Origin of the sequence: Paenibacillus sp. J23TS9, from assembly GCF_018403225.1 — a bacterium.
GTDB lineage: Bacteria > Bacillota > Bacilli > Paenibacillales > Paenibacillaceae > Paenibacillus_AQ.
Map to the genome: position 1 here is coordinate 16,878 of NZ_BOSG01000009.1, position 21,754 is coordinate 38,631.

21 protein-coding genes are annotated in these 21,754 nt (G+C 48.6%); all 21 read left to right on the top strand.

Features of this window, described 5'->3' with window-relative positions; genetic code table 11:
• Positions 1-108: 108 nt before the first annotated feature.
• On the top strand, positions 109-384 hold the full coding sequence (veg, locus tag KJS65_RS28590; protein WP_136607554.1) for a biofilm formation stimulator Veg: 276 nt from the start codon (positions 109-111) through the stop codon (positions 382-384).
• 209 nt (positions 385-593) lie between these two features.
• Complete coding sequence (locus KJS65_RS28595; RefSeq protein WP_136607555.1) at positions 594-773, top strand: small, acid-soluble spore protein, alpha/beta type; 180 nt, start codon at positions 594-596, stop codon at positions 771-773.
• A gap of 152 nt (positions 774-925) precedes the next feature.
• Positions 926-1,780, top strand: a complete 855-nt coding sequence (gene ispE / locus KJS65_RS28600) for a 4-(cytidine 5'-diphospho)-2-C-methyl-D-erythritol kinase (RefSeq protein ID WP_213653178.1) — start codon at positions 926-928, stop codon at positions 1,778-1,780.
• 167 nt (positions 1,781-1,947) lie between these two features.
• Positions 1,948-2,778 carry a pur operon repressor gene (gene purR / locus KJS65_RS28605; RefSeq protein ID WP_213653179.1) on the top strand — a complete coding sequence of 277 codons (831 nt, stop codon included), beginning with the start codon at positions 1,948-1,950 and terminating at the stop codon, positions 2,776-2,778.
• 193 nt (positions 2,779-2,971) lie between these two features.
• Entirely contained in the window at positions 2,972-3,256 is a 285-nt protein-coding gene (gene spoVG / locus KJS65_RS28610) for a septation regulator SpoVG (protein WP_036712730.1), read from the top strand.
• A gap of 120 nt (positions 3,257-3,376) precedes the next feature.
• The gene (gene glmU, locus KJS65_RS28615; protein ID WP_213653211.1) at positions 3,377-4,759 is read left to right on the top strand and encodes a bifunctional UDP-N-acetylglucosamine diphosphorylase/glucosamine-1-phosphate N-acetyltransferase GlmU; all 1,383 of its coding nucleotides are present in this window, start codon (positions 3,377-3,379) and stop codon (positions 4,757-4,759) included.
• Positions 4,760-4,874: 115 nt separating this feature from the next.
• The gene (locus KJS65_RS28620) at positions 4,875-5,828 is read left to right on the top strand and encodes a ribose-phosphate diphosphokinase (protein ID WP_136607559.1); all 954 of its coding nucleotides are present in this window, start codon (positions 4,875-4,877) and stop codon (positions 5,826-5,828) included.
• A 92-nt stretch (positions 5,829-5,920) separates the two neighbouring features.
• Positions 5,921-6,481: an aminoacyl-tRNA hydrolase gene (pth, locus tag KJS65_RS28625; protein WP_213653180.1), complete on the top strand. Its 561-nt coding sequence runs from the start codon at positions 5,921-5,923 to the stop codon at positions 6,479-6,481.
• Between the two features lie 92 nt (positions 6,482-6,573).
• Positions 6,574-6,804, top strand: a complete 231-nt coding sequence (gene fin / locus KJS65_RS28630; RefSeq protein WP_136607561.1) for an anti-sigma-F factor Fin — start codon at positions 6,574-6,576, stop codon at positions 6,802-6,804.
• Between the two features lie 240 nt (positions 6,805-7,044).
• Positions 7,045-10,569: a transcription-repair coupling factor gene (mfd, locus tag KJS65_RS28635; protein ID WP_213653181.1), complete on the top strand. Its 3,525-nt coding sequence runs from the start codon at positions 7,045-7,047 to the stop codon at positions 10,567-10,569.
• Positions 10,556-11,635, top strand: a complete 1,080-nt coding sequence (locus KJS65_RS28640; RefSeq protein WP_213653182.1) for a peptidylprolyl isomerase — start codon at positions 10,556-10,558, stop codon at positions 11,633-11,635. Before mfd ends, KJS65_RS28640 begins: the two co-directional genes overlap by 14 nt.
• 338 nt (positions 11,636-11,973) lie before the next feature.
• Positions 11,974-12,516 carry a stage V sporulation protein T gene (gene spoVT, locus KJS65_RS28645; protein WP_136607564.1) on the top strand — a complete coding sequence of 181 codons (543 nt, stop codon included), beginning with the start codon at positions 11,974-11,976 and terminating at the stop codon, positions 12,514-12,516.
• Positions 12,517-12,692: 176 nt separating this feature from the next.
• The gene (locus KJS65_RS28650; protein WP_213653183.1) at positions 12,693-14,336 is read left to right on the top strand and encodes a putative polysaccharide biosynthesis protein; all 1,644 of its coding nucleotides are present in this window, start codon (positions 12,693-12,695) and stop codon (positions 14,334-14,336) included.
• A 101-nt stretch (positions 14,337-14,437) separates the two neighbouring features.
• Entirely contained in the window at positions 14,438-15,928 is a 1,491-nt protein-coding gene (gene yabN, locus KJS65_RS28655; protein WP_213653184.1) for a bifunctional methyltransferase/pyrophosphohydrolase YabN, read from the top strand.
• 246 nt (positions 15,929-16,174) lie between these two features.
• Complete coding sequence (locus tag KJS65_RS28660) at positions 16,175-16,447, top strand: HU family DNA-binding protein (RefSeq protein WP_136607567.1); 273 nt, start codon at positions 16,175-16,177, stop codon at positions 16,445-16,447.
• A 1-nt stretch (position 16,448) separates the two neighbouring features.
• On the top strand, positions 16,449-16,727 hold the full coding sequence (locus KJS65_RS28665) for an RNA-binding S4 domain-containing protein (RefSeq protein WP_127606651.1): 279 nt from the start codon (positions 16,449-16,451) through the stop codon (positions 16,725-16,727).
• Between the two features lie 167 nt (positions 16,728-16,894).
• Entirely contained in the window at positions 16,895-17,176 is a 282-nt protein-coding gene (gene yabP / locus KJS65_RS28670) for a sporulation protein YabP (RefSeq protein ID WP_136607568.1), read from the top strand.
• Positions 17,173-17,757 (top strand): spore cortex biosynthesis protein YabQ, encoded by a 585-nt coding sequence (yabQ, locus tag KJS65_RS28675; protein WP_213653185.1) that lies wholly within the window; start codon positions 17,173-17,175, stop codon positions 17,755-17,757. The genes yabP and yabQ overlap by 4 nt, the downstream gene beginning before the upstream one ends.
• A 61-nt stretch (positions 17,758-17,818) precedes the next feature.
• Entirely contained in the window at positions 17,819-18,181 is a 363-nt protein-coding gene (locus tag KJS65_RS28680) for an FtsB family cell division protein (RefSeq protein WP_213653186.1), read from the top strand.
• Positions 18,182-18,308: 127 nt separating this feature from the next.
• Positions 18,309-18,800 carry a S1 domain-containing RNA-binding protein gene (locus KJS65_RS28685; RefSeq protein WP_213653187.1) on the top strand — a complete coding sequence of 164 codons (492 nt, stop codon included), beginning with the start codon at positions 18,309-18,311 and terminating at the stop codon, positions 18,798-18,800.
• Positions 18,801-19,244: 444 nt separating this feature from the next.
• A complete protein-coding gene (gene spoIIE / locus KJS65_RS28690) occupies positions 19,245-21,674 on the top strand; it encodes a stage II sporulation protein E (RefSeq protein WP_374706229.1) in 2,430 nt (809 codons plus the stop codon).
• Positions 21,675-21,754 lie beyond the last annotated feature (80 nt).

Genomic DNA, 21,754 nt, shown 5'->3' on the forward strand with positions numbered 1-21,754 from the left:
AAAAAAATCCGTTGACAATTTAATTTTAATGCTGATATAATTAAAATTTTATTTGACAAAAACTTCTCCCAGCGTTATAATGGACAAGGAAAGAGGTGGTCGTCGACAATGGCTAAAAATGCGCTGTTGGAAATCAAACGCAATCTCGAAGCCCATGTGGGTCAAAAAATATCGCTTCGGGCAAACGGTGGTCGCCGAAAGACCGTCGAGAGAACTGGTGTCTTGGAAGAAACGTACCCTTCTGTTTTTATTGTAAAGCTGGACCAAGAACAGCAAACTTTTAAACGTGTATCATACAGCTATGCAGATATTCTTACTGAATCCGTGGAAGTTACTATTTGCGATGATAACGCAGAGACACGAATTGAGTATGAAAAAGCGTAACTTTTTCATTGGAAACAGCCTTCCTTTCCGGAAGGCTGTTTTTTGTTGGCAGCGGACTTTTCGAATGAGGACCCTTCCTCTGAGAGATAATACATAAAGCATTTCCCTATATAGTTGGATTACAGGCAAGAAAACAGTCCCTAGAACGGGAGTTAAGTAGCAAGACAAGGCATTCGTTCCATTTGTACAAATGATAAGGAGGATATTCCATGAGCCGCAGACGCCGCAGTGTAATGTCAGAAGAACTGAAAAATGAGCTTGCCAAGGATTTGGGCTTTTATGAAACCGTCCAGCAAGAGGGTTGGGGCGGAATTAAGGCCAAGGATGCCGGCAATATGGTGAAGCGCGCCATTCAACTGGCCGAGCAGGCAGCATCGCGCAAATCGTAAACCAAAAAAGTAAAACCGGCGGAGACCCCTATTTTTACATGGGGATCTCCGTTTTTCATAACGAAACATCAGGTTCGAAATGACTTGCATGAGACAGTTTGATATAATGATTTGAAGCTGATATGAGGGAAACTTGAGGGTGGGTGAACGCCTTGAAAATTTACGAAAAAGCGCCAGCCAAAATTAACTTGATGCTGGACGTATTACATAAACGGCCTGACGGGTTTCATGAGGTCGAAATGGTGATGACCATGGTCGATTTGGCGGACCGGCTAGAGATGTCAGATCTGCCGCGGGACACCATTATTATTACGAGCCAAGCGGGGTATATCCCCTTGGATGAGAAAAACCTGGCATTCCAGGCTGCGAGGCTGATTAAAGACCGCTACGACGTCAAAAGCGGCGTGCATATCCATTTGGATAAAAAGATCCCCGTAGCTGCCGGCCTGGCAGGAGGGAGCAGTGATGCAGCTGCAGCGCTTAGAGGGCTAAACCGGCTCTGGAAATTAAACATACCGGTGAAGGAGCTGCAAGAGCTGGGCGCCGAGCTGGGCTCGGATGTTCCATTTTGCGTGACAGGGGGAACTGCGCTTGCGACGGGCCGGGGAGAGAAGCTGACGCCTGTCCGTAATCCGCTGCAGTGCTGGGTGATTCTGGCCAAGCCGCCGATCAATGTATCGACTGCCGAAGTATACGGCAAGTTCAGAGCGGCCGAGATCAAGCAGCATCCATCCGCAAGCGGGATGATCCAGGCGATTGAAACAGGGAACTTTGAAGCAGTATGTGACGGTCTCGGCAACGTGCTTGAGGATGTGACCTTGAAACTACATCCGCAGGTAGGCCAGCTTAAGGAGGCAATGATGAAGCTCGGAGCCGATGGAGTACTCATGTCGGGAAGCGGGCCAACTGTGTTTGGCCTGGTGTACAAGGAATCTAAGGTTGCCCGAATCTATAATGGTCTTCGGGGCTTCTGCAAGGAAGTATATGCAGTGCGACTGCTGACCTAATTACCTCCTTATTGTACAAACACGTACAAAAATGCTATATTTATACAATAATATTCGGATTTTACGTATAGATAAGGGTTTGAATTGGAAATTGGCTAGAAGTTATTCATTAAATTTTTGATTTCTGCCAGGTTTTTTATGAATAATGTGATAGCGAGGAGTCTTTCGTGAAAAAATTAAAGCGAAGCGCGCGTCTGGTTGAGATGACCCAGTATCTTTTGTCCAGACCCCATACATTAATCCCGCTTACCACATTCGCCGATCGGTACGGGGCTGCTAAATCCTCGATCAGTGAGGATTTGGTGATTATCAAGGAAGTGTTTGAGGACGAAGGCATGGGAGAGCTGATGACGATGGCCGGGGCGGCCGGAGGAGTTAAGTTCATTCCGAGAATTCCTAAGGAACAGGCACTCATATTCGCCCAGGAGCTGTGCAAACAACTGCAGCAGAAGGATCGTATTCTTCCGGGCGGATATCTGTACATGTCTGATCTGTTGGGTCAGCCTTCCTTGATGAACGAAGCAGGTAAAATATTCGCCACAGCCTTTGCCAATCAGGATATCGATGTGGTGATGACGGTAGAGACCAAGGGAATTCCGCTGGCTTACGCGACCGGAGCCCAGCTAAACCTGCCAGTTGTTCTGGTACGCCGTGACCATCAGGTTACGGAGGGTTCAGCCGTAAGCATCAACTACGTTTCCGGCTCACATAAAAGCATTCACACCATGTCGCTGTCGCGCCGTGCGCTGAAAGAGAAATCCAAGGTACTGATCGTGGATGATTTCATGAAGGCGGGCGGAACGATTCAAGGCATGGTTGATTTACTGGCTGAATTTGATGCTGAAGTAGCAGGTGTAGGAGTTCTGGTGGAATCCGGAGCAGTGGAATCAGAGGAACGTCTTCTCCATGATTACGTATCTCTGGCAATCTTGACGGGTGTGGATTCGAAATCAAAGGAAATTGACGTCAATCCGGGCAATTATTTTAACAAACGATAAATGCTGATATACACTGCAGATTTTGTCGATTAAAATCTTTTATCGGCGAATAGTTCCGAAGTCTGTCGACAATATCAATCTTAGAAAAAAAATTCCTGAATTTAGGACATTTTGTTACCCCAAAAAAGAGGATTTCGCTTCGCTGTGTGGAATTATACACCAAGTCTCTGATGGAAAAAGGTGGTGAACACACATGCAAATTACGGATGTCAGGCTCCGCCGAGTCAACTCTGAGGGGAGAATGAAAGCAATCGCATCCATTACCATTGATAACGAATTTGTGGTTCATGATATTCGGGTCATCGATGGTAACAACGGAATGTTCGTTGCTATGCCGAGCAAGCGCACTCCTGATGGAGAATTCCGCGACATCGCCCATCCGATCTCTTCCGGTACTCGGGAGAAGATCCAAACGGCTGTTCTGGCGGAATATGAACGCGCTGCCAATGAAGAAGAAGTGATTGAGGAAGGCGCTTAAGCTTTACAATTGGGGTTCAAGGAAAAGAGAGCCAGGACTATGGCTCTCTTTTCTTTTTGCGTAGAATACGATATATTCAGTAGTGAGTTCAAGAGTAGGAGGTCAAGACCCTTGAGAAGAATGGCGATTGTTCTTGCCGCAGGGCAGGGTAAACGAATGAAATCGAAACTATACAAAGTGCTGCACCCGGTCTGTGGAAAGCCTATGGTAGGGCATGTGCTGGATACTGTGAAACAAGTCAACTGTGAACGCAGCATTGTTATCGTAGGACACGGTGCAGAAGCAGTCCAATCTTATCTGGGTGAGGCCGCTGAATATGTACTGCAGGAGCAGCAGCTCGGTACAGGTCACGCCGTGAAAATGGCCAAGGATCTGTTGGGATCAGAAAAAGGCTCCACCATTGTCATTTGCGGAGATACACCACTGGTTACCGCAGAAACGCTGGAGGCTCTGACAGAGCTTCATGAAAGCAATAACGCGGCCGCGACGGTGCTGACAGCTTACACGGAGAATCCTAAGGGCTACGGACGCGTTATCCGCAGCGAGGACGGAAGTGTCCTGCGCATTGTGGAGCAGAAGGATTGCTCACCTGAAGAGGATGCCGTTTGTGAATTTAATACAGGCACATACTGCTTTGATAATGCCAAGCTGTTCGCAGCATTGGAGAAAGTGACAAACCAGAACGTACAGCAGGAGTATTATTTGACTGATGTCATTGGAATTATGGTCAGCCAAGGGGAAACCGTTCTTGGTTACATGACAGATGACTATGCGGAATCGATCGGTGTTAATGATCGTTTAGCCCTCTCGGAAGCGGAACGTCTGATGCGTGAACGTATCAATAAACGTCATATGCTGAATGGGGTAACGATTATTGATCCGGCATCAACTTATATCGGCGCTGATGTGATTATTGGCTCAGATACAGTTCTTCATCCAGGGACTGTGCTCAAAGGCAGCACGACTATCGGCGAAGACTGCCAAATCGGCCCGCAAAGTGACATTACGGATTCCGTGATCGGTGACGGCGTCGCTATTAAGCATTCCGTGCTCGACCAGGCCGAAGTCGGTAGCCGTACCACTGTCGGTCCTTTTGCATATCTGCGTCCAAAATCCCAGTTAGGGGAAGATGTAAAGATCGGCGATTTTGTGGAAATCAAAAATGCCAAGATCGACGATGGCTCCAAAGTATCCCATCTCAGTTATGTGGGAGACGCTAGTGTAGGCAAAAACGTCAATGTAGGCTGTGGAGCGATAACAGTTAACTATGATGGGTATAATAAATTTATTACTGAAATTGAAGATGATGCTTTTATCGGCAGCAATGTAAATTTGATAGCTCCCGTGAAGGTTGGAAAAGGTGCTTATGTGGTTGCAGGCTCGACCATTACACATGCCGTGCCTGAGAATGATCTGGCTATCGCCAGAAATCGTCAGGAGAATAAACCGGGTTATGCAGAGAAAATCCGAGCCCGTGCAAAGGCAAAAAAAGACAAGAAGTAGCTTTAACGTCCAAAGGATGATTAAATAGAAGTATAAAATGTATTAGAAACATTGTTCAAACGGCAATGGAGACAGGCATGAATTTCAATGAACCAGCACGGAGGGTTTTTATTCTATGACTTATTGTGATTCGAAATTAAAGATTTTTACTTGTAACTCCAATCCGAAGCTCGCGCAGCAAATTGCCGATTACATCGGAATTCCTATGGGCGATTCCCACACCACCAGCTTTAGCGATGGCGAAATTCAGGTTAAACTGAATGAGAGCGTCCGTGGCTGTCATGTGTATGTGGTGCAGTCTACCTGCGGACCGGTCAATGACAATCTGATGGAGCTGCTTATCATGGTCGATGCCCTGAAACGCGCTTCAGCCAAAAGCATCAACGTAGTTATTCCTTACTACGGTTATGCACGTCAGGACCGTAAGGCTCGTTCCCGTGATCCGATCACCGCGAAGCTGGTGGCGAATCTCATTGAGAAGGCCGGAGCGCACCGTGTAATTACAATGGATTTGCATGCCATGCAGATTCAGGGATTCTTCGATATTCCAGTGGATCATCTGCTCGGTGTGCCTATTCTGGCGCAGTATTTCCGTTCCAAGCAGATCGAGAACCCGGTCGTTGTATCTCCAGACCACGGCGGCGTTGTACGTGCCAGAAAGCTGGCTGATTTTCTGAACGCACCGCTTGCGATTATCGACAAGCGCCGTCCGGAACCAAACGTAAGCGAAGTGATGAATATTATCGGTCATATCGAAGGTAAAACTGCGATTTTGATTGATGATATCATTGATACAGCAGGTACAATTGTTCTTGGCGCCAACGCCTTAATGGAGGGTGGAGTCAAGGAAGTATACGCATGCTGTACGCATCCGGTATTCTCCGGTCCGGCAATGGAACGTCTGGAAAACTCTCCGCTGAGCGAGGTCATTGTGACGGATACCATCCCGATCATGCATTCTGATCCCAGCAATAAAATCAAAGTGCTTTCGGTAGCTCCGCTTATGGGCGAAGCCATCATCCGGGTTCATGAAGAATTGTCGATCAGTAAGCTGTTTGAAATTGAATAGAGATGTAATAAGCGCAGAAGGGGTTATGTTTCCTACGACAGGAAATGTAACCCTTCTCGCCATATAAAGCTGTATGGAGGAATAGAACCAACATGAAATGGATTGTCGGGCTGGGGAACCCCGGTTCAAATTATGAAAAAACACGACATAATGTCGGTTTTATGATGCTTGACGCATTGGCAAAGCGCCATGGGATTACATTTGGTCCAAGCAAGTGTAAGGCGCTCATTGGTGAGGGCTTCATTGGGATGAATAAGGTCGTACTGATCAAGCCGATGACCTATATGAATTTATCAGGTGAAGCAGTTCGGGCATATATGGATTATTACAAAGTTAAGCTAGAAGATATGATCGTTGTATATGACGACTTGGATACAGAGATCGGAAAAATACGTCTGCGTTATCAAGGCAGCGCCGGGGGTCATAACGGCATCAAGTCGATCATTCAGCATACAGGAACGCAGGTATTCGACCGCATTCGCATGGGGATTTCCCGTCCGGAGCCTGGCTTTGCTGTAGTAGATTATGTATTGTCCGCGTTTCCCAAGAAGGAGAAGGAACTGCTGGAGAATATGATTGAACATGCATGTGATGCGGCTGAATTTAGCTTGGAGCATACCTATGAACAAACGATGGCGAAGTTTAACGGATAGAAATAATATGACCTGCTGCTTCGGAAAACAGGGCTAAATCAAGTGCAGGGCGGGCATAATGAGGGTATAAATCACCTTCAGGAGGCATATAAATGGCTATAAATTATATCTGCCGGCATTGCCGCACGCCGCTAGGAAGTATTGATTCCGCCCAGGTGACCGATGCGCAGCTCGGATTCCATTCCTTGACCGCTGCGGAACGTAGAGATATAATAGCGTATGATTTAAGCGGAGATATCACGGTCAAAGTGATTTGCGATTACTGCAGAGAAGCATTGGAGCAACATCCGGAGCTGAATCTTGTGGCAAGTCCGCTTCAATAGACGTTACGAGTAGGATACCCTGTTCATTTTGGGGCCTTGGCAGTGTGCTGAGGCTTCTTTTCGGTATTCCCTGAGGTGACCTGAGAGCACAGGACAGAAATAATCGCAAGATGAACCATTTTATGGTAAAATCCTTTCGGGATGCCCACGAATAGTATGAAAGACCAAGGCTTTTCGTGAACAAATAATCAAACAACATATCGGAATATCTTAAAAGTAAGCATGAGAGAGGTGCCCCTTTTGTTACAAGCACTTATAGAAGCGTTTTCCAAAGATCCGGATTTGCAATCCGTGATGGCCGGAGTAAAGGCCGGAATGAAAGAGCAGCTGGTATCCGGCTTGTCGGGTTCCGCGCGGCAGATGATGCTGGCGGCGTTGTTTGAAGAAGTAAAGCGGCCGATGCTCATCGTTACCCATAATATGTTTTCCGCACAAAAAATCGCGGAGGATTTACAGGAAGCGCTTACACCGGATCGGGTTCTATTATACCCGGCTAATGAGCTGGTAGCTGCTGAATCAGCCGTGTCCAGTCCTGAAACCCTTGCCCAGCGCATAGACGTGCTGATGAGATGTGCACAGGGTTTTTCGGGTATTGTCGTAGCACCGTTTTCCGGCGTACGGCGGTTTTTACCTACTCCTGAAGTAATGGGAGGTGCTCGGATCCGGATTGAGGACGGTGGAACACTTTCGGTAGATGGGTTCATGTCCCAAATGATTGAAATGGGCTATGAACGAGTGGAACGTGTTGAAGGCAAAGGCGAGATGAGTCTTCGTGGCGGTATCATTGACTTCTATCCAATGACCTCTTCATTGGCATACCGTGTAGAGCTGTTTGATGAAGAGGTGGATTCCATCCGCACCTTTGATCCTGCCGATCAGCGCTCCATTGATAAGGTCAAGGAAGTGACCATTACCCCATGCAAGGAAATCATTGCCGATCAGCATCGGCTGGTGCAGGCCGCAGAGGCTGCCGGGCACTTGCTGGAAGAACAGCTTGATAAAATGGCCGATCGTCAGGCAAAACTGCGCTTAACCGAAGAAATGAACCGGGAAATGGAGCTTCTGCGCGAGCATGTCTATTTTCCTGAAATCTATAAATATATTTCTCTGCTTTATCCGGAGCGCAAAACGCTATATGATTACATGCCGAAGGATACGGTCCTTATTTTGGATGAGCCGGCCCGTCTGCTGGAAACTGCAAGGCAGCTCGAGCGCGATGAGTCGGAGTGGAATCTGCATTTACTTCAAAACGGTAAAACGTTACCGCAGCTGCATCTATCGGTAGAAAATGAAACGGTGCTGTATCACCGTCCTTTCCAGACGATTTTTATGTCTATTTTTCTGCGTCAGGTGCCGCATACCCAACCGCAAAATATCCTGAACTTCATCAGCCGAGGGATGCAGGATTTCCATGGTCAGATGAATGTGCTCAAATCGGAAATGGACCGTTGGCACAAAACCGGTGTTCGGGTGATTATGCTGGCTAGCGGTGAAGAACGGCTTGACCGGATGCGGCGCGTGCTGCAGGACTACAACATTGATGAGCCTGTGATGCTGCAGGGCAATTTACAGACCGGATTTGAGATGCCTTCTATTCATTTGGCTGTGATTACGGAAGGCGAAATGTTCTCGCAGAAGCAGCGTAAAATCCGCAAGCTGGGCAAAAACATGGACAATGCCGAGCGCATCAAGAGTTATACCGAACTGAAGGTTGGAGACTATGTCGTTCACCAGAATCACGGGATCGGTAAATACATGGGGATCGGCACCCTTGAGATCAATGGAATTCACAAAGATTACATGCATATTTTATATGCGGGTGGCGACAAGCTGTCGGTACCTATTGAACAGATTGACCTAATTCAGAAATACGTCGGCTCCGAGGACAAAGAGCCTAAAGTATATAAACTGGGCGGCAATGAGTGGAACAAGGTAAAAAGCAAGGTGCGCTCATCCGTACAGGATATCGCCGATGATCTGATCAAGCTTTATGCAGAGCGCCAGTCGACTACGGGTTTTGGCTTCGAGAAGGATACGGCCGAGCAGCGTGAGTTTGAGGAAATGTTCCCATATGATGAGACGCGGGACCAGCTGCGGGCCATTGAGGAAATTAAGAGGGATATGGAGCAGAACCGTCCGATGGACCGGCTTTTGTGCGGAGATGTGGGTTACGGTAAGACCGAAGTGGCCATACGTGCAGCTTTTAAATCGGCAATGGAGGGCAAGCAGGTTGCCGTGCTGGTTCCAACGACTATTTTAGCCCAGCAGCATTATGAAACATTCCGGGAACGTTTTACGGGGTATCCGATCAACATCCAGGTATTAAGCCGCTTCCGCTCCCGCAAGGAACAGAATGAGACCACCAAGGGCATTCGTCAGGGAACGGTGGATATTGTCATCGGAACGCATCGTCTTTTGTCCCAGGATCTTATCTTTAAAGATTTGGGACTGCTGATCGTGGATGAGGAGCAGCGGTTCGGCGTGACCCATAAGGAAAAGCTGAAGAAGCTGAAAACAAATGTGGATGTACTCACGTTGACAGCGACGCCAATTCCGCGCACGCTGCATATGTCGATGCTGGGTGTGCGTGATTTGTCGGTTATCGAGACACCGCCGGAGAACCGTTTTCCTGTGCAAACTTATGTGGTGGAACACAGTCAAACCCTTGTACGCGAAGCGATTGAGCGTGAACTTGCACGCGGTGGCCAGGTATATTATCTATACAACCGGGTGCAGGGCATACAGGAAATGGCAAGCCAAATCACGGCGCTTGTGCCGGATGCCCGAGTGGGAGTAGGTCATGGGCAAATGTCTGAATCAGAGCTGGAAAAGACCATTCTGGACTTCCTTGATGGTGAATATGATGTGCTCGTCAGTACGAGCATTATCGAGACCGGCGTGGATATTCCTAACGTAAATACGCTCATTGTGCATGATGCCGATAAAATGGGCCTGTCCCAGCTTTATCAGCTTCGCGGTCGTGTAGGCCGGTCCAACCGGATCGCTTACGCCTATTTCACCTACCAACGGGACAAGGTGCTGACCGAGGTAGCCGAAAAGCGGCTGCAATCGATCAAGGAGTTCACGGAGCTTGGATCCGGTTTTAAAATCGCCATGCGTGACCTGTCCATCCGCGGTGCGGGGAATTTGCTTGGCGCGGAGCAGCACGGATTTATCGCTTCGGTCGGCTTTGATCTGTACTCGCAAATGCTCGCTGAAGAGATCAAGAAGCGAAAGGTTACCATGCTTGGGGAGAAGGAAGAGCCGTCGAAGTCATGGAATACCACCATCGATATCGGCATCGATGCGTATCTGCCGGCTGATTATATATATGACAGCATTCAAAAAATCGAAATATACAAAAAGGTCGCCGTAGTCGGCAATTTTGCTGAGGAAAGAGAGCTGGAGGATGAACTGCTCGACCGGTTCGGGGAACTGCCTGAGGCGGTGGTTAATCTGCTCGCGGTGGCTCGCTTGAAGGTATACGGTAAAATGTATGGCATCGACACCATTACCAAGCGCGGGGATGATCTTGTGCTGAAGTTCTATGAGGGTCAGGAGAAAAAGGTCAGCACTTCGAAGCTGGCCCAAGTTGGCAATAAGTTTGAAAGACGTGTACAATTTGAGCAGGAGTCTCATATGTCGATACGCATCAAGGGTAAGGGGCTCGACGAAGGACAGCTGCTTAGTTTGCTGGAGCAATTTCTGAAGGCAATTCGAGAGCTGTTTAAATCGAAGGAGGAACTTCAGGATGTTGTTCAATAAAAAGAAGGCATGGAAGGGCATCACGCTTACGGTAGCCGCGGTTATGGCCGTGTCCATGCTCGCTGCTTGCGAAAAGAAAGAGTCGGCAGACAAGAGTGACTCAAGTAAAGTTGTGGCAACCTATAAAGGCGGGGAAATTACCGAGAAGGAGCTTGAAAGCCAGAAAAAAATTATTTCTTTCATGTCTCCGGAGTATGCCCAGTTCATAAACCTAAGTGATTTTCAGGATTATATTGTGAAGCAAAAAATCGCTTTTGAATATTTGAGCAATAAAGCGGATGACGCCTCGAAAAAAGAAGGCGAGAAGCAGGCAAGCCAGCTGATAGACCAGAACAAGAAGAGCATGGGGGAAGAGCAGTTCAAGAAGCAGCTTGAAACCCAGAAACTGACGGAAGACGATCTCAAGCAGTACCTGGTACAAGCCATGACCGCCATGACGGATATGACCAGCAAGGTAACCGAAGACGATATTAAAAACAAATACAACTCCACTAAACAGGACTACACGGTGGCTACCCTTCATCATGTGCTGATTGGCTTGCAGTATGGGGACAAAAAGGAACGTACCAAGGAAGAAGCGCTCAAGATTGCCAGGGATGTAAAATCCCAGCTGGATAAAGGTGCAGACTTCGCCGAAATGGCCAAGAAATACTCTGATGACAGCTCAACAAAAGAAACCGGCGGATTGTACGAGAACTTTACTATTGGACAGTACAATATCAATGAGCTTAAGGAGCAGGTGTTGACCCTGCCGCTGAATAAAATCAGCGATCCGTTTGAAACCACGCTGGGCTATCATATCGTAAAGGTGGATTCCCGAAAGGAAACGCCGTATGATAAGCTGACCAAGGAGCAGAAGGATATTATCAAGCAGAACCTGGGTGCGTCCAAGATCGACAATTTCATGCAGAACGAGCTGAAGGATATCATCCAAAAAATTGATCTGCCGAAAACAACGGAAACACCAGCTGGAAGCACAGGCTCAGATCAATCCAAGACCGACGATACGACAGGTGTGCCGTACAAAGAGGAAGTAACCAAAAACGCAGGCACTAGCGGTAAATAAAATATAGCTCAAAACACAATATATAGATCATTAAATTATTTTTTATCTATATACTGCGCGTGGGAATGTAAAGGATTTTAGTTTTGCTAAATGTTTATTTGAATAGGCAAAAACTGAAAACGCGGAGAAATCCGCGTTTTTATCATGGGCGCAAACTTGGAGCCAGTTCAGATAAAATACTCTTTTCGACCGCAACTATTCATTCCAAGATCATGTATAAGGATTTGGGAAAGGATGAATACTATGGTCAGATATCACACTTATATTTCCTGGGACACTCCTCTTCCCATCCGAACAGTAGTTGAAAAATCTTCTCGAGAAAGCGGGGCAACATGTCAATGAAAGCTACTGGAATAGTCCGCCGTATTGATGACCTGGGTAGAGTGGTCATCCCTAAAGAAATTAGAAGAACACTGCGAATCCGTGAAGGAGATCCGCTTGAAATTTTTGTTGACCGTGACGGTGAAGTCATTCTGAAAAAATATTCACCAATCGGAGAGCTTGGCGATTTCGCCAAGGAATACGCTGAATCACTTTACGAAGGTACGGGACATATCACCATCATTTCTGATCGAGACACATTTATTGCTGTAGCCGGAGGCTCTAAAAAGGAGTATCTGGAGAAGCAAATAGGCGCACCGATCGAAAGCTGCATGGATAACCGCAAGACGCTACTTGAAACGAACGGCGGTAACTATGAAATCAGTAAGGATCATCAGGAAACATTGTCGTCTTTCGTGTCTGCACCGATCATTTCGGGCGGTGACCCGATTGGAACCGTGATCCTCCTTAGTAAAGATGATTCCGTTAAAATGGCTCAGCTGGAGATCAAAATGGCTGAAACAGCTGCCGCATTTCTCGGCAAACAAATGGAACAGTAAACTTAAATACATCCAACTCCCGCTTCGAAGGCTGCGAGCAGCAGCCATGCAGAAGAAGCGGGAGTTTTTTGTGTCTGCAATCCCAGGTATAATAAAAGCTGGCGGGTGTCTACCTGCTTATGGGAATAGGTCGACTGTCATTTTCTTTATAAATCGGGAAGAAGTAGGGAAACGGGATGAAAGAAGCGGGGACATCCTCAAAAATATTGCAAGGGGCGTTCGTGCTGAGCATCGCTATGATGCTCTCAAAGCTCATTGGAACGCTGCAAAAAATACCGCTGCAAAATATGGGCGGCGATGTCGTTTTTGGCATTTATAATACGGTATATCCGTTTTATACCTTAATGATTACGGTGGCACTGGCCGGGTTTCCGGCAGCAATCTCCAAATTTGTTGCCGAGGATGCGGCTATGGGCGGTCAATCACAAAGCCGACGGGTCATCCGCATTGCTTCGGTGGTGATGGCATTGTCGGGTATTGTGTTCGGAGCTGTGATCTATTTTGGGGCTCCGCTGATTGGCATGGTCATCGATAATGCAAGTGTTGTGCCGGCTCTTAGGGCCTCGGCTATTGCTCTGCTATTCGTGCCTTTGATGTCCGGATTAAGAGGTTTTTTTCAGGGGCATCAGAATATGATGCCAACTGCGGTCTCCCAAATTACAGAGCAATGTGTAAGAGTCGCCGTGATGATCATATTGCTTGTCTATCTAACTACGGTTGGCGCATCGGCGGAACACATTGCTGCCGGTGCCCTCTTCGGCTCAGCAGCCGGGGGAGCAGCGGGACTGGTCGTGATGGGTGGTTACTGGCGGGGGTATCGCAGAGGCAGACATTCGGCCATCCGGGGAACTGCCTCAGCGGGAGAAGCTCGTGAGATCGGTCAAAAGAGCAGGAGTTTGCTCTGGAGTATGCTGAGGTATGCGATTCCCATATGTCTGGGAGCGCTGGCCATTTCACTGGTTAACCTGGCAGATACCTTTACCGTGCCGCGTCTACTTAAAGCCAGCGGAGCGGGGGAGGACGGAGCAATGATCCAGTTTGGCATCTACAACCGGGGTATGCCGGTGGTGCAGCTCATTACGATGCTTGCTACATCGCTGTCTGTGCTGTTCATTCCTGCGCTGGCTGAAGCGAAGGTTACGGGGGACAAGCAGCTGGTTGCTGATCGCTGCCGCCTGTCGCTGCGCTGGTTCTGGCTTGTGGGAATGGCCGCATCCATAGGGATCGCTGTATTAGCGATGCCGCTCAATATCGCGCTCTACCAGGATGGAACGGGCACCAGCGTTATCCGCTGGATTGCCTTTACGTCAGCCGGCAGCGCGCTCAGCATTATTTCTGCCGCCCTGCTGCAGGGCATCGGCATTGTGAAGGCACCGGCGCTGCATCTCTTAGCCGCAGCGGCGGTGAAGACGCTTCTGAACCTGCTGCTGGTTCCGCAGCTGGGTATTACCGGCGCGGCCATCGCCAGCGTAGCCGCGCATTTCCTGGCCGCAGCGCTTAATATCGCGCTGCTGTCCCGCCGCACCGGCCTGCGTATCCGCGCAGGTGCCATGCTGGCGAAGCCGGCGATCATATTCGCCGGCATGGCCCTGGCGGCGTGCGCCGCCATGCTCGCTGCAGACGCGCTGCTGTCTGCGCTCGGGCTGCACGCACGCATCACGGCAGCGGCGGCAAGCCTGGCTGGTGCCGCAGCAGGGGGCGCCGTTTTCCTGGCCGGCGCTGTCAAGACCGGTCTGCTCAGCGAGCAGGAGCTCCGCATGCTCCCTAAGATCGGGGCTCCGCTAGCCAGCCTGCTTCGCAGACTTCATCTTCTTGCATAGGGAGGCTGGCGGGAGTGATTTTTGTGCAGTGATTAACCGTGATATAGTATAGCTGCTGCCAATTACCGGAAAGAATGATTTATAGAGCGGGGGAATGAAGAATGAGTGCATCCATAACAATCGTCGGCCTCGGATCCGGAAATCCGGACCGCCTGACGATGGGTATCGTCAAAACATTACAGCAGGCTTCGGAGGTGTACATACGGACCAAAGAGCATCCGGTCATGTCCGTGCTGGATGAACTGAAGGTTGCTATGCAGTCCTTTGATCATATCTACGAAGCCCGGGATTCATTTCCTGAGGTTTACGCGTCCATTGCGGACACTTTGCTGGAGAAGGCAGCGTCGGGTGATAAGGGCTCCGTTATCGTATATGCCGTTCCAGGTCATCCGATGGTTGCCGAGTCTACAGTACAGATTCTCCGTGAGCGCTGCCTGCATGATGGCATAGAGCTGAGTATACTTGGCGGGGAGTCTTTTCTGGATGAAGCGTTCATTCGTCTTGGATTTGACCCGATTGAAGGATTCCAGCTGCTGGACGCCAGCGGCCTGAATTCAAGCTTTCTTCAGCCGCAGCTGCATACTGTCATTGGGCAGGTGTATGACTCATTTACAGCGTCGGATGTTAAGCTCGCATTGATGGAGCTTTACCCGGATGATTATATCGTTGTTGTCGGCCATGCTCTGGGTGTGGACGGGCAGGAACAGATCATCAAGGTACCCGTATATGAACTGGATCGGGTAGAGGGTTATGGGAACTTATCGCTGATCTACGTACCACGGACCGATGAAGAGATGCTGCGCCAGCGCACATTTGCCAGGCTGCATGAAATTGTCGGAATTCTCCGCAGCCCTGAAGGCTGCCCTTGGGACCGGGAACAAACGCATGAATCACTCCGCAAAAATCTGATCGAAGAAACCTATGAGGTCATCGAGACGATTGATGAGGATGATCCTGAGCATATGCAGGAGGAGCTTGGAGATCTGCTGCTTCAGGTCATGCTGCACTCACAGATGGAGGAGGAGGTCGGTACCTTTAACGTCTTTGATGTGATTCAAGGTCTGAATGACAAGCTTATATTCCGGCATCCGCATGTATTCGGGCAGAACAAGGCCGAGGACGCGGAGGACGCGCTTCAGAACTGGGAACAGATGAAAGCAGAGGAGAAGCGCCGCAAAGGCATTCAGCCGGAGCAGGCTTCCGTTCTGGATGGAATACCAAGAGACCTGCCCGCGCTGATGAAGGCGTACAAGCTGCAGAAAAAGGCCTCAAAGGTAGGCTTCGATTGGGATCAAATCAACGATGTTCTTCTCAAGATTGAGGAGGAGCTGGCCGAGCTCCGTGAGGCTGTCGAAAAAGGCTTTGATCCGGAGGAACAGGTCGCTGAGCTTGGGGATCTCCTTTTCGCCGCTTCAAACGCTGCACGCTTCCTGCATACAGACCCTGAAGAGGCGCTGTCCAGGACTAACCGCAAATTCATCCGCAGGTTCCATTTTATTGAGGACAAGCTGAGATCCGAGGGCAAAACCGTGGAAGAAAGCACGCTGGAGGAAATGGACGAAATTTGGCAACAGGCGAAAAATCAGGTATGATAAGAACTCACCTGCTTGGAGGCCTCGTGCTGCTTCGGAGCGGAAGCAACAGGCAAATGTAAAATATTCCTGTATATTTAACAAGAATTTCCTCGCAAATTATAAAATTTTGGCGGAACCAGGCAGGAATTCGGACAGGACATCAAGAATAACCATACACATGAAAATTGCGGCAGTGCTTGCATATCCATGCATTCAATGACGCACCTATACTTATTTCTTTGTATATTGGGAGGATAATAATTTATGAACAAGACAGACCTGATCAACAACATTTCGACTAAAAGCGGCTTGACCAAAAAAGATGTGGAGTCCGTTCTTAACGGTTTCCTTGGTGAAATCACTGATGCTTTGGCAGGCGGCGACAAAGTGCAACTGATCGGCTTCGGCACATTCGAAACACGCAAGCGTTCCGGACGTACTGGCCGTAACCCTCAAACCGGCAAAACCATCGACATCCCAGAAGCAAACGTACCTGCTTTCAAAGCAGGCAACAAGCTTAAAGAAGCTGTAAAATAAGATGCGTGTCGACAAATTCCTGAAGGTATCCAGGCTGATCAAACGGCGTACCGTAGCCAAGGATGTCTCAGATCAAGGCCGGGTGCTGATTAACGGCAGAGAAGCGAAGCCAAGCAGCACAGTGAAGATCGGCGATGAAATTACTGTTCAGTTCGGACAGAAGCTGGTCACCGTGAAGGTGGAACGTCTCGCTGAGAGCACCCGCAAAGATGAGGCCACAAGCCTGTACTCCTTGGTCAAGGAAGAGCCGATTGCAAAAGATAACGGTTTGAACTGGTAATAAGCACTTTCATAGTCAGCATATAAGGGCACCCTCCGATTATCCGGGGGGTGCCATGCTCTTTTTTTAGGGGTTCATCTAATCACACGCCCCGTAAGTTCATCATCTCTGGTTCTAAACCGCATGTACCCTCCATAAGCTATTGGTAAGAAGGAGGGGTACATGCCATGATCGAGCCAGCCAAAAGCAAACAGCATGAGCTGCATATGCTGAATCGCAAGCAGCTGAACCTGACAGGAGTCCATAATGTGGAGAGCTTTGACAGTGAAGAGTTTTTGCTTCATACCGAGCTTGGGCACCTGACTGTTAAAGGACAAAATTTACATATTAAAAATTTAAGTCTCGAGGAAGGCCTGCTATCCATCGAAGGCTTGGTCCATTCCCTGGTTTACCTGGATCCCGGTTCACACGGCAAAAATAAGGGAATGCTCGGCAAGCTTTTTAAATGAGTCCAAATATACAGTGGATTACCCTGTTTTGGATGCTGTTCTCGGGAGCAGCAATGGGACTGGCCTATGACAGCTACCGGGTGCTGTCGGGCCAGTTGCATTTTCCGAGATGGACCCTTCATGTTCTGGACCTCTTCTATTGGTGCGGAGCCGCTCTTTTTGTATTCAGAATGCTGTATGTCAGCAATTACGGGCAGCTTCGATTCTATGTGTTTGTCGGACTCTTTCTGGGAGTATGGCTATATTTTTTATTCTTAAGTGTTACAACTCAGCGTTTTGTGGTAATGTTAATAAAGGTAGTACGTTATTTTATCGATGTGTTGATACGACTTTTCAGGTTGATGTTATGGACGCCGATTCGGCTGCTGCTGAAGCTGCTGAAGGGACTAGCTATCATGCTGGGCAGCCTGCTGATGTTTGTTTTTCACGTTGTGCTGAAAATTCTGCTGCCTTTCTGGAAGCTGACAAAGTGGATGCTTAAGCCTATAACCTCGCGTCTTCGGATGCCGAAGTGGCTTGACAAGCTCATACACTCTGCAGTTGTTCTATGGGGGAAATGGTTCCCAAAGAATAACGATTAGAGGAGTACGGCAGCTGCACCTAGAAATGAAGGCTATCAATGCCCTGTAAAGGAGGAATCACATGGGGAAATATGCTGCCAAGGAACAAGCACGCACACAAAAGGCAAGAACGAATCAGGAAAGTAAAAACGTCAAAAGTGCTGGCGGGCGCAGGCGGATATGGATCTGGGTTTCCTTTATGGTCGTCTTTATGGGATGGGCGGGATATTCCTTTATCTCTCAGCAATCGCAAATTGCGGACAAGAGTGCAGAGCTTGCGAAGAAGAAGGTGGAGCAGCAAACCACGCTGAAGAGTAAAGAACAGCTGAGCACCGAGGTAAAGAGGCTTAATGACCCTGAATACATCGGGCAGCTGGCACGCAAGAATTATGGAATGTATTTACCTGGGGAAACCCCCATCCATACAGAGGAAACAAGCCCGTAATATAGGCGCTTAAACTGGGTGATTACTCAGTTGACCTCAGTTTACGCTTTATGTATAATCAAATCACCACAGCCAAGGTTTGACTCAAATCTTGTTGTATATTTTTAAGGGAGGATCATTTTATTCTATGGCAATCGAAGTGGGCACCAAGTTAGAAGGCAAGGTGACAGGCATAACGCATTTTGGAGCATTTGTGGATCTGTCAGGAGGTGTCACGGGTCTCGTTCACATCTCGGAAATCGCCGATAATTACGTCAAGGATGTCAACGATCACCTGAAGATCAATGATGTTGTTACCGTGAAGGTGATCAATGTCGATAAGGACGGTAAGATCGGACTTTCCATCAAACAAGCTGTTGATAAGCCAGCTTCCGAAGCTCGGCCTCCAAGAGGACCAAGACCGGAACGTACCGGTGGCGGAAGTGGAGAGCGGTTTGGAGGCGGTGGTGGTGGCGGCTTTAATCGTGAACGTGGCGGGCGCCCATTTAAGCCTGCACCCAACAAACCTTCGTTTGAGGATAAAATGTCACGCTTCCTGAAGGATAGCGAAGAACGTATCTCTTCGATCAAGAAACAAACGGAATCCAAGCGCGGAGGACGCGGTGCTAAACGCGTGTAATTGATGCTTTAGGACAGATGCGCCGATGACTTGAATAAGATAAACCGCAGCAGGTTTGCACCTGCTGCGGTTTTTTTTGTCGCCTCCGAAAAAAATTACCGACAGCATCCAACTGATTTCCGGCTCTGTCTATAGCAATCGCTAGCGGATTCTTGGGGAGGAAGCGGAAAGCCCTTACAGGAGATACCAGTATGAACGAGGCTCAAATCGCTGGGGCGGAGGAAGTCGCGGCCCATTCCCGATGTTTCGCGAGGCAGGCTTTTTTGTCGGAAACTTTTTTGAAGCCTGTCCGCTGTTATGACAAACTTTCATGTTTCAAGGACTCTATAATGGGTACCATCAAATCTACGAAATGGTGGTGCGGAATTCATGGAGAAGTTGAACGTAAACATACCCGGACTCAAAACGCTGCAAAGAGAAGCGATGATGGAGGAAAACGGCTGGATGGCGCGGTTGCGCAATATGCAGATGCTCCAGCGTCCCTTGCAGTTGCTTGCAGCCAAGAAGTGGATGCTTTTGCTGACACTGATGGCGTTTTTGCTGGGGAAAGCCATGATACTCAACGAGCTATCGCCGTTTGCGATCGCCTACTTTGCCGTCATCGCCTTTATGCGTCGCGATTATTTGCTTCCTGTCACCGTCGCACTTATAGCAGGCAGCCTGTTTGCTCCCTTTCCTGCTCCCTTGATTATTGCGGCTGAACTCCTTATTTTTTATTTTATTCATCGGGGATTGAATGCCTTCGATCATGCTGAACTTTCTTATGCGCCGCTCATGGTTTTTGTATCTTCTTTCGTCGTTAAGCTATTCACGATTATGACCGGCCCGCCATTTACCTGGTATTCGCTGCTGATGGGTTCGCTGGATGCCATCCTCAGCTTCGTGCTTACCCTGGTGTTTATCCAGGCTATTCCAGTATTCACCTACCGCAAAAAGAACTATCAGCTGCGGAGTGAGGAAATACTTTGCCTAATTATTCTTCTGGCTTCTGTCATGACCGGAGCAGTGGGCTGGACTGTATATTCAATGTCTGTGGAACATGTGCTCTCCCGGTATTTAATCCTGATCTTTGCTTTGGTAGGCGGTGCACCGCTAGGGGCTTCGGTTGGGGTTGTGACCGGACTGATTCTAAGCCTGGCGGACATATCTGCTATCTATCAAATGAGCCTGCTTGCATTCTCCGGCATGCTGGCCGGTATGCTGCGTGAAGGCAAAAAGGGTGCAGTTATGCTCGGGATGCTTCTTGGATCCTCGATCTTATCGATCTATTTTAGCGGTCCGGCAGATGTGATGACCTCGACCTGGGAGTCCTGCGCGGCGATTGTATTATTTTTAATAACACCAAAATCGATCATTAAGATGATCTCCAAATATGTTCCCGGCACGAATGACCACAGTAAATCCCAGCATGAATATGCCAAAAGGGTGCGTGATCTGACGGCGGATCGGGTTACGCAGTTCTCCCGGGTATTCCGGCAGTTATCCCAGAGCTTCGGACAGGTGGCCGGTACGGAGGAGGTCAGCAAACGAAATGGTGAGATGGATCATTTTATGAATGCTGTGGCAGAAGGCCCCTGCTCCAACTGCTTCAAACACAGTCATTGCTGGGATGCGAAATTTTATCAAACTTATAAATATATGACGGACGTCATGACCGCCGTGGAAGAAAATCCGGAGATCAACGTTCAACAAATTCCAAAGGAATGGGCGCGGATCTGCGGTAAAACCGATGAAGTGCTTCAGGAAATGAAGCAGCAGTACAACCTCTATCAGCATGATATGCAGTGGAAACGCCAAATATACGACAGCCGTCATCTGGTTGCGGAACAATTGTCCGGCGTATCACAGGTGATGGAGGACCTTGCACGAGAAATTCAGCGTGAGGGGCAGGCGATGTACCGGCAGGAGGAGCAGATCCGCGAAGCGCTGGAGCAGCTCGGCCTCTCCATTCAGGGCATCGAGATTATTAGCCTTGATTCCGGGCATGTGGAAATTGAAATCGTTCATGCGTTTACCCGCGGTTATGATGAGTGTCGCAAAATTATCGCACCGCTTCTTTCGGATATCCTGGATGAACATATCGCCGTCCATCATGAGTCTTCCATCTCCTCCAAGGATGGTCTTGCGACTGTTATGTTCGGATCAGCCAAAACTTTTGAAATAACAACCGGTATCGCTGGGGCAGCCAAAGGTGGAGATATGCTGTCCGGAGATAGCTTTAGTATGGTGGAGCTTGGTAATGGCACTTTTGCAGTCGCACTTAGTGATGGCATGGGCAACGGGGAGCGCGCGAAACAGGAAAGCAGCACCGCATTGTCTATTTTGGAACAGCTGCTCCAAAGTGGTATGGATGAGAAGCTGGCCATCAAATCCGTCAACTCGATCCTTATGCTCCGGTCTCCGGATGAAGTGTATGCCACCGTTGATATGGCACTGATCGATCAATATACAGCGGAGACCACATTTATGAAAATCGCCTCCACGCCAAGCTTTATAAAACGTGGACTTGAGGTCATTCCGGTATCCGCGAGCAATCTGCCAATCGGTATTATTCAGGATATCGAGGTGGACCTTGTTACCTTAAAGCTGCAGGCAGGTGATATTGTGATCATGATGACTGACGGTATTTACGATGCGCCTGGGCATGCCGTGAACAAAGAGCTGTGGATGAAACGGATGATCCAGGAGATCGACAACGAGGACCCGCAGCAAATCGCCGATATTCTTTTGGAGAAAGTGATTCGTTATCAGCAAAATATGATTCATGATGATATGACCGTTGTGGTAGGCAAAGTCGAACATTATCGTCCGGAATGGACGACGCTGCATGTACCTGGTCTTGAAAGAATGGAGCGCCCGCGTACCGTAAGCTAATCTATGATGATTACCCGGGAAATGCGGCGGAAGGAGGAAAATGGAGCGTTTGGAATCTCTCAAAAGTGGAAATGATAGAA

Bases quoted from the DNA above. Each gene is read 5' to 3' on its own strand.
- veg (WP_136607554.1), top strand. From the start codon at position 109: ATGGCTAAAAATGCGCTGTTGGAAATCAAACGCAATCTCGAAGCCCAT.
- KJS65_RS28595 (WP_136607555.1), top strand. From the start codon at position 594: ATGAGCCGCAGACGCCGCAGTGTAATGTCAGAAGAACTGAAAAATGAG.
- spoVG (WP_036712730.1), top strand. From the start codon at position 2,972: ATGCAAATTACGGATGTCAGGCTCCGCCGAGTCAACTCTGAGGGGAGA.
- glmU (WP_213653211.1), top strand. From the start codon at position 3,377: ATGGCGATTGTTCTTGCCGCAGGGCAGGGTAAACGAATGAAATCGAAA.
- KJS65_RS28620 (WP_136607559.1), top strand. From the start codon at position 4,875: ATGACTTATTGTGATTCGAAATTAAAGATTTTTACTTGTAACTCCAAT.
- pth (WP_213653180.1), top strand. From the start codon at position 5,921: ATGAAATGGATTGTCGGGCTGGGGAACCCCGGTTCAAATTATGAAAAA.
- fin (WP_136607561.1), top strand. From the start codon at position 6,574: ATGGCTATAAATTATATCTGCCGGCATTGCCGCACGCCGCTAGGAAGT.
- KJS65_RS28640 (WP_213653182.1), top strand. From the start codon at position 10,556: ATGTTGTTCAATAAAAAGAAGGCATGGAAGGGCATCACGCTTACGGTA.
- spoVT (WP_136607564.1), top strand. From the start codon at position 11,974: ATGAAAGCTACTGGAATAGTCCGCCGTATTGATGACCTGGGTAGAGTG.
- KJS65_RS28650 (WP_213653183.1), top strand. From the start codon at position 12,693: ATGAAAGAAGCGGGGACATCCTCAAAAATATTGCAAGGGGCGTTCGTG.
- yabN (WP_213653184.1), top strand. From the start codon at position 14,438: ATGAGTGCATCCATAACAATCGTCGGCCTCGGATCCGGAAATCCGGAC.
- KJS65_RS28660 (WP_136607567.1), top strand. From the start codon at position 16,175: ATGAACAAGACAGACCTGATCAACAACATTTCGACTAAAAGCGGCTTG.
- KJS65_RS28665 (WP_127606651.1), top strand. From the start codon at position 16,449: ATGCGTGTCGACAAATTCCTGAAGGTATCCAGGCTGATCAAACGGCGT.
- yabP (WP_136607568.1), top strand. From the start codon at position 16,895: ATGATCGAGCCAGCCAAAAGCAAACAGCATGAGCTGCATATGCTGAAT.
- yabQ (WP_213653185.1), top strand. From the start codon at position 17,173: ATGAGTCCAAATATACAGTGGATTACCCTGTTTTGGATGCTGTTCTCG.
- KJS65_RS28680 (WP_213653186.1), top strand. From the start codon at position 17,819: ATGGGGAAATATGCTGCCAAGGAACAAGCACGCACACAAAAGGCAAGA.
- KJS65_RS28685 (WP_213653187.1), top strand. From the start codon at position 18,309: ATGGCAATCGAAGTGGGCACCAAGTTAGAAGGCAAGGTGACAGGCATA.
- spoIIE (WP_374706229.1), top strand. From the start codon at position 19,245: ATGGCGCGGTTGCGCAATATGCAGATGCTCCAGCGTCCCTTGCAGTTG.